The sequence below is a fragment of the uncultured Bacteroides sp. genome (genome assembly GCF_958445495.1).
Taxonomy (GTDB): Bacteria; Bacteroidota; Bacteroidia; order Bacteroidales; family Bacteroidaceae; genus Bacteroides.
Window position 1 is genome coordinate 13,650 of record NZ_CAUCSQ010000055.1, and the last position, 13,713, is coordinate 27,362.

General features: G+C 45.8%; 7 protein-coding genes. All 7 read right to left on the reverse strand.

Going from position 1 to position 13,713, the window contains the following annotated elements; genetic code table 11:
• Window positions 1-8 precede the first annotated feature (8 nt).
• Window positions 9-1,181, reverse strand: a complete 1,173-nt coding sequence (locus tag Q5076_RS15080; protein ID WP_303014430.1) for a glycoside hydrolase family 105 protein — start codon at window positions 1,179-1,181, stop codon at window positions 9-11.
• 43 nt (window positions 1,182-1,224) lie between these two features.
• Complete coding sequence (locus Q5076_RS15085; RefSeq protein ID WP_303014431.1) at window positions 1,225-2,274, reverse strand: formylglycine-generating enzyme family protein; 1,050 nt, start codon at window positions 2,272-2,274, stop codon at window positions 1,225-1,227.
• Window positions 2,275-2,305: 31 nt separating this feature from the next.
• Window positions 2,306-3,835, reverse strand: a complete 1,530-nt coding sequence (locus tag Q5076_RS15090) for a RagB/SusD family nutrient uptake outer membrane protein (protein WP_303014432.1) — start codon at window positions 3,833-3,835, stop codon at window positions 2,306-2,308.
• A gap of 12 nt (window positions 3,836-3,847) precedes the next feature.
• Window positions 3,848-7,048, reverse strand: coding sequence for a TonB-dependent receptor (locus tag Q5076_RS15095; protein WP_303014433.1), 3,201 nt, complete (start codon window positions 7,046-7,048; stop codon window positions 3,848-3,850).
• Between the two features lie 155 nt (window positions 7,049-7,203).
• Window positions 7,204-11,238: a two-component regulator propeller domain-containing protein gene (locus Q5076_RS15100; RefSeq protein WP_303014435.1), complete on the reverse strand. Its 4,035-nt coding sequence runs from the start codon at window positions 11,236-11,238 to the stop codon at window positions 7,204-7,206.
• Window positions 11,239-11,797: 559 nt separating this feature from the next.
• Complete coding sequence (guaA, locus tag Q5076_RS15105; RefSeq protein WP_004299035.1) at window positions 11,798-13,105, reverse strand: glutamine-hydrolyzing GMP synthase; 1,308 nt, start codon at window positions 13,103-13,105, stop codon at window positions 11,798-11,800.
• Window positions 13,106-13,318: 213 nt separating this feature from the next.
• Window positions 13,319-13,713, reverse strand: a 395-nt coding sequence (locus tag Q5076_RS15110) for a sensor histidine kinase KdpD (RefSeq protein ID WP_303014436.1), incomplete at its 5' end; no start/stop codon positions are given.

Here is a 13,713-nt window from a genome sequence, read left to right on the forward strand (position 1 = left end):
AAAGTCAATTACTGGTTCGTATTAAAGTCTGTGACCAAAGCATAGGCACACCACAGCACGGGAGCTTGTCCGTGAAGGTCGCCCGTCAACGCAAGGCGATTGATATAGTGGTCGCGGCTATTTTCTATCATCGTGCCCTCGCATACCGCTTTCACATCGCCCGCCTCGTTGATATAACCGCATAGAGCAATCCACCCCTTACGGGCAGCCTCTCCATACTCTTTCGCATCCAGCCAACCTTTCTTCACCCCTACTATCATGGCATATGTGAACATGGCACTTCCCGATGTCTCTTCCCATAATTCCGGATCGTCCACCAGTTGTCTCCACATTCCTTCTTCGTTCTGTGTCGATTTCAACGTCTTCATCATTTTCAGATAAGCAGCCATAATCGCAGGTCTTTCCGGATTATTTTCCGGCAGGACACGCAGTAATTCCGCCATTCCCACTGCCATCCAGCCGTTGGCACGCCCCCAACAATAATGTGCGGAAGGGGCATGGTAGAACAGCCCGTTTCCGAGTTGAAGTGAATCCAGATAGACAACCATTTCACGAGCGGCACGATTAATGTATTTTTCATCCTTCGTCACCCGATATGCCTGCGCCTGAATAGCGGTAATCATAAACATATCATCCATCCAAAGACGTGTCTGCCATGAATATCCTTTATACGCCCACAATCTTTCATCTTCCGTCAACTCCTGTTCAGCCGGAGCATCCCACTGGGTATCCGCATACTTCATGCCCATTTCCAGATACTTCTCATCCTTCGTTTGCAGATACAACTCCAAAGGAATAGTACCGAAAACATTGTTATCCACATGATTCGCTTTGGGCTGCAAATAAGCCTCGGTGGTGAGAAGCGGTTGGAAACGTGCTTCCAGCCGTTCCTTCAACCCTACATTATGTGTAGACTGCGCAAACCAAAGTCCGCCGAGCCAGGTACATACATCCGGGTAGGTGACTTGTGTACGCGGTTCGTTCACCCGCAACGGACTGCCATACTGCGAATGCCACTGTTTCAGAAAACGGTCGGATATCTTATTTCCCACCGCCACCGGGTCAGCTTCCGGTGGAAAATCCATCAGTAAACGATCCACCTTATTATGCCCGCCGAATGTGAAAGCGCAAATCACAGCCACACCAGCCAGCACAACTCCTATTATACCATATTTCTTCATTACTCTTACCTATTAAAAATTCAAATCCTCAAAAAACTACTCCTTACTGTACGTCTTCCAGTTTCGGATGCACCAGTCTGAAACCAATCAATTTGTTACGCTTGCTTACCGGAAATGCGCTGCGTGCAGAAACCCGGCAGGCGTTCATGTTTGTATTCCATCCACCACCACGGCAAATGCGCTTCTGCGGTATATCCGACGGCAAAGATTCCGGCCCTAGCGGATTTACCTGGTCTTCTCCGCTATACTCGTCATACCAGTCAAGGCAAGCTTCCGCCACATTGCCGGACATATCATACAGCCCCAACTCGTTCGGCTGCTTCTTTCCCACCTCTTCCGGCCAGAACTGCATCGCAGTCTGTCCTTCGGGCAGGCGGTAACAATTGGAAAGATTATATCCCACTTCATCAAAGTTATTGCTTCCCGCATAAACCGTCGCCGCTCTTTTTCTGCCGCCACGCGCTGCAAACTCCCACTGTGCTTCGGTAGGCAGGGTAAAATGTAATCCTGTGATTTCATTCAGCTTCGTACAGAAAGACTGCATTTCGCTGAAAAGACGGTTATCCATCGGCAAACGGGTAGTAGCAAGATCTTTCCATGAGAAACTTTCCCATTTACCCATTACATATGAATACAGTTCCTGCGTCACCTCAAACTTGCAGATATAGTAATCATCCAAAGTCACTTTGTGCACCGGAAGCTCATGGATATGCACTCCTTCTCCTTGCTCCGCAGTAGCTCCCATTAGGAACGTACCGCCATTAACAAATACCATATCCTCTTTCAAGAACTTCTCGAAGAACTTCACACGTTCCGGACGCGTAACTGACGACCAGATATCTGGCGCATCCAACGGATAATATTCATCCAGCCCCGTATTCTTATTGGCAGTGACTCTTGGAATCTTACTTGCATTAATAGTAGCCGCATCAAACAGAGAAGGTCCTTCTTCTATCGGTTCCGAACCAAAGTAGGCATCACCCGGTTCTGCCGGACGCGATACATATTCATATTCATCATTATCACTGCAAGAAGCACCTGCCATAACCAAAGCAGCGCCCAGCATTATATATTTCAATGTTTTTATCATCATAGTTTTCTTTTTTATGAGTGTTAACCAACGATTAATATCCGTCATTCTGCCACATGATATCCTTGTTGCCATAAGCAAGTATATCCGCTAGGGGAATAGGCGCCAGCTTATTGTATGGCTTCATTGCATAGGTAGGCTGTTCGCTTGTCTCATTATATCCTTCGTCTTTCAGGGCAAAATGCGCTGCCATAGCTTCTTCCGCCAAATCCCATCGGATAAGGTCCGGCCAGCGGATACCTTCGAAAGAGAATTCTACAAAACGTTCCTTGACCAGATAATCGAATACCGCCTTCTTGTCGGGAAAGTCGCTTGCCGACTTTCCCGACAACCCCGCACGCTTCCTTACATCATTGATAATAGGCAATATATCCGTAGACAGATAAGTAGCATAATCCACCTCGTTCAACGCTTCCGCATACATCAGCTTCACGTCCGTATAGCGCAGGATAGGAATATTATTTCCCCATTCATCGACAGCCGTCGGCGCATTCTTGGTTGCTCTCAAGAATTTCCGTGCCAGATATACGTCGGGCTGCGGAGCACTCTTGTCAAGATAGAGGTTGTTGACAATCGTCAAATCCCTTCTCTTATCGTTAGCCTCGTAAACTCCATCATTAGCAATGGACATGGACGCACGGATAGAACCGGAAGCACCATTGAACGTTATGCCGTTCAACTTCGCATAGTCCCCTTTGTCCTTGTTCAAAGTAGAAGGGATAAACCAGCCGCTGAAGCTCTGGCTCAATCCCAAAGCCTTGCCCGCAGTACCGCCCAAATACTGAACTTCCCACACACGTTCTTTCCCGTTATTGTATTCGTCGCTGAAACAATCCTCATACTTATCCGCCAGTTTATACAGCGTACCGTCTTTTTCAACTACTTGCGACAGATATTCCACCGCTTTCGGGTAATCGTGTATATACATATAGGTACGTCCCAACATTCCGGCAGCAGCATATCTCGTAACCCGTCCCGCTTCACTGCTTGCCCAGCTTTCGGGCAGCCTGCCAAATGCGTCCTTGAAGTCGGAAATCGCCTGCGCGTAAGTATCCGCCTGACTGGAGCGTGGTATCTTATACACCTCTTCACGAGACATCTCCTTGGTTATCAACGGAGCACCGCCCCAACACCAGGCAAACTGGAGATAAGCCAGTCCGCGGAGCGCATACGCCTCACCAGTGATATACGCCTTACGGTCTTCGTCCGTGAAAGCCACTGCATCAATCCTGTCCAAAAGCTGGTTGCAACGGAACACCAGTGTCCACCAAGCTGACCAAGGCTTTGACCATCTGCTCTCCATCGGCGTATCCATGAAACGTCCTATCGGAGTGGAATTGCGCACCTCGTCGGAACGGGTGACAAGTACTTCCATATAATTCTTATTGTATATAGTCTGCAACTGTGCATAACAACCATTAATCGCCGTTTCAAAGTCCTGCGGTGTCTTATAATAGTTCTGGTCGGTATAGATAGAAGGCTGGTCTACATCGAGGTAGCCCTCGCAAGAAGAAAGCGAGAAGACAAATCCTATACCTATGATTAATTTATAGAATGATTTCATGATGACGATAGATTAAAATGTTAAGTTTACTCCGAATATGTACTTTCTCGACTGCGGATAAGTAGTATAATCCGCTCCGCGAACCATCGGATTATCAGGTGAGTAACTATTTACATCCGGATTGCCGATATAATCGGTGAATGTATATAAGTTCTCTGCTGTCACATATACCTTGGCAGCCTGAATATGAGAGCTTCTCAACCATTTCTTTGGCAACTTGTAGGTCAGGCTGATATTCTGGATACGCAGGAATGACGCGTTATAGATAGCCATGTCCGTCATATGCATCTGTCCGTCCTTGTTCAGTGGTGAGTTGTTTCCAAGCCCGTAAGGCAATGGAGTCTTTCCGTCCCAGGACATGTCCACGCCCAAGTCAGCCGGTATCGGATTACCGCCGGCATATTCTTCCTTGTAACAGTGCAACCATCTCTTCAGTCCATTATAATTTCCACGGCCCGTATCAAGGCTACGTCCTGCCAGATAAAGCACTTTACCGCCAATCTGTCCACGAAGGAAAATGCTCAGTTCTAGGTTCTTATAAGAGAAACGGTTAGTGAATCCATAAGTCAAGTCCGGGTCGTTCGAGCCATAAGGTACCATATCGTCAGAGTTAATCTCTCCGTTGCCGTCCGTATCCACATATCTCACGTTTCCGGGAATCTGATTGGTAAGGACAGGGACACGGGGACAGGATTTATCATACTTGCCGTCGGGGCCCAGTTCAAAGTCATCGTTTGTCAGCAGTCCGTTCGTGCGGTAAACATAGAATTGAGAGATGGGACCACCTACTTTGGTAATGAAACGGGCATCGTATGCCTCGGTAATCACGTCATCATTTCCACCCATATCAAGCACCTTGTTCTTATTCATCGCCAAGTTGAGTGAAGTAGACCATTTGAACGCCTTCGTATGTACATTCACTGTTGTCAAATCAACTTCCCATCCCTTGTTCTCGATAGATGCCAGGTTGGTTTTCACCGTTCCGAATCCTGTGGCAGCAGGCAATTTCATGGAATAAAGCAAATCGTCCGTCTTGTTGACATAGTAATCCACATTCAACTGTACACGGTTGTTGAACAAAGACAAGTCAAATCCAAGGTCGAATGCTTTGGTCGTTTCCCACTTCAGATTTTCGTTCGCTATATTCTTGGCATACAAGCCTACCTGGGAAGTTCCCCCGTAAACGGTGTTGACCACACCATAGTTAGGAATATAATCAGCTGTACCGATGCGGTCGTTACCGGACATACCCCATGAAGCACGCAACTTCAACAGGTTGATGACCTTAACATCCTTCATAAACTCTTCACCGCTTATCTTCCAGCCTGCCGAAACAGACGGGAACATAGCCCAACGGTTGCCGGGGCCGAAACGGGAAGAACCGTCACGGCGTATAGAAGCGGAAGCCAGATACTTATCAGCATAATTGTAGCTGACACGTCCGAAGAGAGAAGAAGTGCGGACAATCGTTCTCGAAGAACTTGCCTTGGTAGGAGTGGCTCCCATATTCAAGGTAGGCACGCTTTCCAACGGATAGTCCATCGCACCCAAATCGGTTCTGAACTCGTTACGTTCGTCAATACTCTGTCCCAGCAATGCTTCGAGCGAGTGTTTCTTTCCGAAATTAACGTTATAAGTCAGTGTATTCTGAATGCCTGTACGGCTCACGTTGAGAGTAGACACCGTTCCTTTCGTTGTAGAACCGTTGTTTGGCTGCACGTTGGCAGGAAGGAAATATTCATCCGTCCGCATATCCGTGTTATAGTTGAAAAGCGTCTTGAACTTCAGCCCTTTGATGATTTTGGCTTCCGCCCACAAAGAGGTATTGAATGTCTTCTTTTCACGCTTGTCCACCACGGTCATCAGCCTTTCATAAGGATTGACGTTATTGCGGTAGCTCGGGTTGAAGCCATACTCACGTGTATTTTCATCAAGCCCGATGATAGGCGGCATTTGCAGCGCACTCATAATCTGCTTGTCCTTTCCTTCGGACTCACCCTTGTCCTGATGAGAGATAGTAGGGGCAAAAGTGGCGCCCGCCTTGATATACTTGTTCAAGTCTACAGAAGCATTCAGACGGAAGTTGAAGCGTTCAAAACCGGTATTCTTCACGATACCTTCCTGGTTGAGATAGCCGGCAGACAGATAAATGGAGTACCTCTTTCCTTTGCTCGACACAGACACCTGATGGCTGTGGGTAAACGCATTCTGCAGAATCTGATCCATCCAGTCGGTGATAGGAATATCATTTCTGAATCTCCAGTCGGCTACGTCCGAAGTGGGATTAACTAACCATTGCTCGTTAATCTGGTCACCGGAAGACCTCTTATTATTAGGAATATACATGCTGTTCGTCCCGCCCTTGTTCAGATACTTGGCATTGGTGTACCATATATTATATGCCAGCCATTCCTTAGCAGACATCATGTCAGGAAGCTCCGTTGCGTTCTGCGTACCGATATACGACTCCCATGTAATCACTGGTTTGGAACCGCTTGCCTGCTTGGTTTCAATCAGCACAACACCTGCCGAACCTCTGGCACCATAAATAGAAGTAGCCGCCGCATCCTTCAAGACCTGGATGGAAGCCACATCCGAAGGGTTAACGTCACTCATGGACTCCGTAATCACACCGTCCACAACAATCAGCGGAGAAGAGGAACCGTTGATGGAGCTTGCTCCTCTGACGAGAATCTGCATCTCTTCACCCGGGATACCGCTCGCTGTCTGTGTCTGCACACCTGCCAACTGACCGGAGAGCGCATCACTCAGACTAGTGATAGGACGTCCTTCAATAGCATCCGAGGAGATTTTGGCGACCGAAGTGGTCAGATTTGATTTCTTCACCGAACCGTACCCCACCACAATTACCTCATCCAATGCTTTGGAGTCTTCTTCAAGTTTGATGGTAAGCTGGGATCTTCCGTTTACTTTTACTTTTTTCTCCGTGAAACCTACATAGGTAATGACCAGCATCGCGTCTTTGCTTACATTCAGCGTAAACTTACCGTCGAGATTGGTAATCGTACCTACTGTCTTGTTTCCACTCTCCACCACGTTGGCACCGATAACAGGTTCTCCCATCATGTCGACTACCGTTCCGGTGACTTTCATTTGCGCCCAAGCCATTGTGCTCAAGCATAACACAAAAAGAGTTGCCAAGAACCTTAGCTGTCCGTACGAACTCTTCTTTTGACTGTCTTTGTCGTTCATAAACTAAATTTTACAAGGTTAATAAATCGTTTACTATTCCTTAGCGGTGCAAACATAGAAATTGTTCACCCGCACCACTTGGAAAATAGTATCAAAGACCTGTAAAATAAGCCCAAAACATGGCTTTGGGACGTTTTTACCTGAGAAACACGTTTTTATACATGTTGCTTCAGGTAATGTGCAGGTGCGATGTTATACGTTGATTTAAAAACTTTACTGAAATAAGAAGGGTCAGAATATCCGACATCATAGGCCACCTCGGAAACGGTGTACCTGCCGGTCGCCAATTTCTCAGCAGCCAGCTTCATGCGGACATTCAAGATTAATTTATTGGGTGATACATCCGAAATAGCTTTTATCTTGCGGAAGAACTGCGAACGGCTCATGCCCAACTCCTCGTGCAGGTCATTGACCGACAGGTTCGGGTCGTGCGCTTTCTCGCGGATGAGTTCCATCAGTTGTTGCAGGAAGCTGTCCTGTGCACCCAATTCGGCAACAGGCACTTCGATAGCGTCCAGTTTTTCACTGAATATCCGACGCAGGCGGTTGCGGTTCTTGATAAGACTGTCCAGTTTCGCCAGCAGTACTTTCGGGGCAAACGGTTTCAGAACATAATCATCCGCCATTGCTTCATATCCTTCTTCGATATGTTCGTTCAAAGCTTTCGCCGTCAATAATACCACAGGAATATGCGCCGTTGCCATTGCTTCTTTTATTGCCTTGCACAGTTCAAGCCCGTCCATCACCGGCATCATAATGTCACTGACTACCAAATCCGGTATCCGCTCAATAGCTATCTCCAGCCCTTCTTTTCCGTTGGCTGCTTCACTGACAACATAATGCTTAGACAGCAAAGAGACTATGTACTGCCGCATATCGTCATCATCTTCCACCACAAGCACGCGGCAACGGTCATCGCCGTCTACCTCAGCCGTATTTTCTTCCTCAATAGGAGCGATGCACTCCCTCTTTACTTTCTCCAGATAAGCGTCTTTCCGGTTCTCTACGAACGTGACATTTGATTCGGCAAAACACTCTTTGCCCAAATTCAACTCAACGAAGAACTCGGCGCCGTTTCCGGGAGTGCTTTCCACCCATATCTTGCCTTTATGCAGTTTCACTACATATTGTGCCATATTCAGCCCGATGCCACTGCCAAACAAATCGGCCCTGCTTCCCTGTTCCACCTGAAAGAACGGGTCGAATATCTTTGAAAGATTCTCCACAGAGATTCCTTCACCGCAATCTTTCACTGAAATCACCACACTGTTTTCTTTTCCTGTCGAACGGACTTGTATTTGCGTTCCCTTGGGTGAATGTTTCACAGCGTTGGACAACAGGTTGAACAATACTTTCTCCATCAAGTCCGTGTCTATCCAGAGGTCATCACCGTAATAGTCATTGTCATATCCTATGGTAAGTTCCTTTTTATGCAGCAAATCGGAGAAACTGTCAATCTGCCCGGTCAGGAAAGTGCCGATATTGACACGACTTAGTTTCAACATCATAGCTCCATATTCCAGTTTACGGAAATCCATCAGTTGGTTGACAAGCAACAGCAGGCGGTTGGAATTCTTATAAATCTGCCTGACAGGGTACAAGAATTTATGAGGCAACGTCTCGTCCTGCATGATGTCTTCCGTGGGGCCGGTAATCAACGTGAGTGGTGTGCGCAACTCGTGGGAGAAGTTGGTAAAGAGCTCTATCTTCATCCGGTAGTTGCGTTCGATGTTTTCCTTTTCTATTTCTTCTATTCTCCGTTTATATTTATCGGATTTGCGCTTATAGAAATAATAGAGTATGCCGCCAATCGATACCAGCGCCAAAAGCATATAAAAAGCTTTTGCCCATCCGGTCAACCAGAGAGGGGGATGGACAATGACACTGATGCCTGTCGCTTTTCCCCAGATGCCGTCACTATTGCAAGCCTTTATATAAAAGGTGTAATCTCCGGCAGGCAGATGAGAATAAATTACTTCATTGCGCCCGATGTAGTTCCAGTTTTTATCGAGTCCGTCCATCTGGTAGGCATATTTATATCCTTTAGGAAAGATATAATCCAACGGGGAGAACTTAATGACTACAGCGGCATTCTTGTAAGAGAGCTCCACGTGTTCCAGGCTGCGCGTATTGTCATACTGCACCCGACCGGCTCCTTCGTCCGAGTCGAGAGTATTGATGGAAGAGATACGCACTGCCGGTAGCCGGCTTTCCTGTTGGGCAGTGATTTCCTGCGGGGCGAACTCTGCGATACCATTGTTTCCACCGATATAAATCCGTCCGTCCTCTATTTGCAGCAAGGCATTCCGAGAAACTTCGTTCAACGGGAAACCAGTATCTTTGGTATAGTTGATGATTCGGGGGCCTTTCACCGACAATCTTGACAACCCAATCACAGTGGATATCCAGAAGTCGCCCGTTTCGCGATCTTCCAGTACGCCGCAGACGGAATTGTGTATCAATCCCTGTCCGGTTCCGAAGTGCTCTATCGTTCCCTTTTCCAGATGGCAACGATAGACTCCCATGTTATAGGTACCCACCCAAAGATATTGCCGGCTGTCGAGATAAAGCAGGCTCACGTTCTTATTCTTCAGTTCATCGAATACAAGCTGGTCGCCCTTGAAGTAACGGGGCACTTCATTGGGATGGTACGGAAAGCTCCATACCCCACTCGTACGTCCGCCCACCAACATATTCGTTCCGTAGGGCAACAAGTCTTGCGTCAGCATAAAACGAGTATTCCCGTCCTGATTGGTAGAGAAAGAACGGGTAAGCATCTGCGTCCGGGGATTGTAGCAAGACAGCTCGTTTTCTGCAATCCATATATTTCCTTCCGCGTCTTTCGCCATCGCGCGAACCTGCGCGTTGGGGGGGAACGAGGTCATCTCCTTACGAATGGAAAGGGTTTTAAGGTTCAGGGCGTAGATACCTTTATTTAATACGTAGAAAAGGATTTCGTCTTCTTTGTTGCGGAACATGTAATATATTTCGTCTTCTCCTGTTCCCGTTTTGCCAATGGGCAAGGGAAGGTTTTCGACCTTGCCGTCAGCAAGGTTCAACGAACTGATTCCGCTGTTGTGACCAATCCATAGTTTTCCCTGCGCTTCTATGAGTTTGCCGTTGACGCGGATGGGCTGATTCACGTTGGTTGTGAGCGGATGGTAGCGGAACAAGTATTGTTTGGAGTTATAGAACAGGGCGCCTTCGTTGAACGTGCCGAGCCACAGCGAACCTTGTCTGTCTTTATAGAGACTCATCAGGCGGCGGTTGGCTAACAATCCTGCGGGGATACGTTCTTCGAACGAGCGGCGAAGAGTGCAAGTACGTTCGTCCATCACTGCTAGTCCGTTATCGGTAGCAAGCAGCAAAGTGGAGTCATTATAGACTTTGATGTCATGCACTTGTCCTTCCCATAGTTTCATGTCAGCCGGAAGGATTGTCTTTATCTTGGTGACCGTACGGGTGGAAGGATTGTAGAGTTGTAGATTGTCTAGGGCGGAAGTCAGCCAAGTACGTCCTTTTTCATCCAGGAATATTTTCAGGTATGCCGGATAGTCGGGGCCTTCGAGGATATAAGAAGACTTTGATGTCTGTGTTTCCAACCGGAGAATACCCTTATTGGCTACATTCAGCAAAAGGCTTCCGTCTGTGCTGGGAGCCATACTGTTAATGTAAAGTCCTTTGAGTTCTTCGAGAGAGGTGCATTTTCCGTCTCGAAGGATATATACGCCCATCTTCGTAACGACCCAGATGGCGTTATCCAGCGACATCCATAGTCCGACAACGACTCCACGGGGAAGCTCGTCTCCTTCATACAACGTGTCCAAGTCTATAAACTTCTCTTCAAAAGGATCGAACAGGGTAATTCCGTTGAAAGTGCCAATCCACATTCTGCCTTGCTTGTCACCCATGATGCTGACAATATCATTGGACTGCCGGACGGTTTCGTCCGACTCATAAAAGAAGCTCTTTATCTCATATCCGTCCAAGCGGTTCAATCCGTCTTTAGTGCCGAGCCAAATATATCCCATCTCATCCTGATAAATAGCTTTGACCGTACTATTGGATAGTCCGTCCACCACAGTGTACGAGCGATAGGGGCTATCTGCAAAAAGTACCTGTATGTTACCAAGTAGCGTTATTAGTAATAGAATAAGTTTGCTCCTTACCATAGTTATAGACATATTCATGCATGCGGCAAAGATAATACGTCTTTTTATAAAATAATAGCCTGCACAGGGGTTTTAACAAAAGCAAGAGTTGCAAACCGGGACTTTATGCTCAATCGCCAATTCAGAATTACGCATCTTCTTGAAAATATGCCGCATCTATCAACCCGACAAGGCGGATAAATACCACAAATAGGAATACTTTGCTTTTCTCCCTTATATAGTTGATTCTTCTTCACTTTAGTTGAAGGCTTTTCTTTGTCAGCTTTATTTTAAAGCTCTTTCCTATTGTTTTTGTTATAAGAAACAGTACAACTCTATTCTTTTATTCTATTGAATATTAGAGCATTCATTGTTTTGTATTGTTATATCGCTAAACAGAAAGAATAAAATGATGTTTAAACACCCTAACATCGCAAATGTAAGAATAAAAAGTGAGAACAAGCGTTTACTTGCACATTAGATAACATAGTTCAACAAAGCCTCAATTACATTTCTGTCAGAAGCCAATGTTAAACAATAAAAATAGCCTCAACTTACTAAAAATTGAGGCTATCGAAATATCATTTAAAAAGTCTCCCTATTCCCACTCTATAGTCGCATTAGGTTTCGGCGACATATCATAACAAACGCGATTTACATTCTTCACTTCTTTCAGAATACGGTCTGTTATCTTCATCAGGATAGGCCAATCAATCGGCTCAATAGTAGCCGTCATAGCATCCACCGTATTGACAGCGCGAATAATAACCGGCCAATCAAAAGAACGAGCATTATCACGTACACCCACAGATTTAAAATCAGGCACTACTGTAAAGTATTGCCATACTTTTTTATCCAGTCCGGCAAGTTGGAACTCCTCACGCAGAATGGCATCGGATTCACGCACTGCCTCCAAACGATCACGTGTAATAGCACCTAAACAACGTACACCCAAACCAGGTCCAGGGAACGGTTGACGGTAAACCATTTCATAAGGTAAACCTAACTCCAAGCCACAAGCACGAACTTCATCTTTAAATAATTGGCGCAATGGTTCTACAAGTTGGAATTTTAAATCTTCGGGCAAACCACCTACATTATGGTGAGATTTCACCATTTTAGCAGTTTTCGTTCCACTTTCCACAATATCCGGATAAATAGTACCTTGACCTAAGAAATCAATACCGTTCAGCTTACGCGCTTCTTCTTCGAACACACGAATAAACTCGCCACCAATAATTTTACGTTTCTGCTCCGGATCTTCTACACCAGCCAACTTATTCAGAAAACGATCGGTTACATCTACATACACAAGATTTGCCTTCAACTGGTTGCTGAATACCTCAACCACATCTTCAGACTCTCCCTTACGCATCAAACCATGATTAACATGTACACATACCAGATTGTTACCAATAGCTTTCAGAAGTAAAGCAGCTACCACAGAGCTATCAACTCCACCCGACAGGGCCAACAATACTTTCTTATCGCCCACCTGACGCTTAATCAATTCTATCTGGTCATTGACAAAGTTCTTCATGTTCCAGTTAGCTTCAGCTTTACAAGTATCGAAAACAAAAGACTTTACTGCAGCCTTTATAGCCTCGATATCATCTGTAAATTCTGCCAACTTCACTTCACAAGTTGCTTTATCATGCCCTGCAGCCATGACAGGAATTCCCAAAGTATAGATAGCCGGATTTATATCAATAGCAACGCCATCGATTACATTATTCGGACCACCATTGATAATAATACCCTTTACATTGGGCAATGCTTTCAGTTCTTCTACTGTGATATCGTGAGGATAAATCTCACTATAAACTCCTAATGCACGGATGGCGCGAGCCAATACCGTATTCTCATGACTACCCAAGTCAAGGATAACAATCATATCCTGCTTCATCTGATTTTGGTTGTTTTTAAGTTATTGTATTGTTATTATTCACTATCATTTTCCAAACGGTCTGCAAATATAAAGATTTTTAGAGAGACTATAATGCATTGATTCTCTAAAGTTTCAGAACAGAGTAACGTTTTTCTTGCAACTAAAGAACTGGAACAACATAGTATGCAGATGGATAGCAATAACCTGATTCTTCCATACAACCCTTCAAATCTACGCTTTCAACCGCATCACAAACCGGCTACCCTTACCCAATTCGCTCTCTACCGTCAACGTACCGCCATGAGCTTCCACAAAATCCTTGGAAATAGATAATCCCAATCCACTGCCTTGCACTTTCGTTCCGGGCACACGGAAATAACGGTCGAAGATACTTTTGTGATAACGCGGATCAATCCCCTTTCCAAAATCCTGAACATAGAGTTCGATCCTATTTTCATCCTGTTTGGCACCGATAATCACACGCCCGTTTTCTTTAGAATAACGGATAGCATTACTTAGCAGATTCGTCAATACCCAAGCAATCTTTTCACTGTCGACAAAGAGCTTGCCTATTTTCTCTTCCGGATATTCCACTTCTATCTGGATATTAAACTTATCCGCTTGCA

Coding starts and splice junctions, on each gene's coding strand:
- Q5076_RS15080 (WP_303014430.1), bottom strand. CDS start 1,181: ATGAAGAAATATGGTATAATAGGAGTTGTGCTGGCTGGTGTGGCTGTG.
- Q5076_RS15085 (WP_303014431.1), bottom strand. CDS start 2,274: ATGATGATAAAAACATTGAAATATATAATGCTGGGCGCTGCTTTGGTT.
- Q5076_RS15090 (WP_303014432.1), bottom strand. CDS start 3,835: ATGAAATCATTCTATAAATTAATCATAGGTATAGGATTTGTCTTCTCG.
- Q5076_RS15095 (WP_303014433.1), bottom strand. CDS start 7,048: ATGAACGACAAAGACAGTCAAAAGAAGAGTTCGTACGGACAGCTAAGG.
- guaA (WP_004299035.1), bottom strand. CDS start 13,105: ATGAAGCAGGATATGATTGTTATCCTTGACTTGGGTAGTCATGAGAAT.
- Q5076_RS15100 (WP_303014435.1), bottom strand. CDS start 11,238: ATGAATATGTCTATAACTATGGTAAGGAGCAAACTTATTCTATTACTA.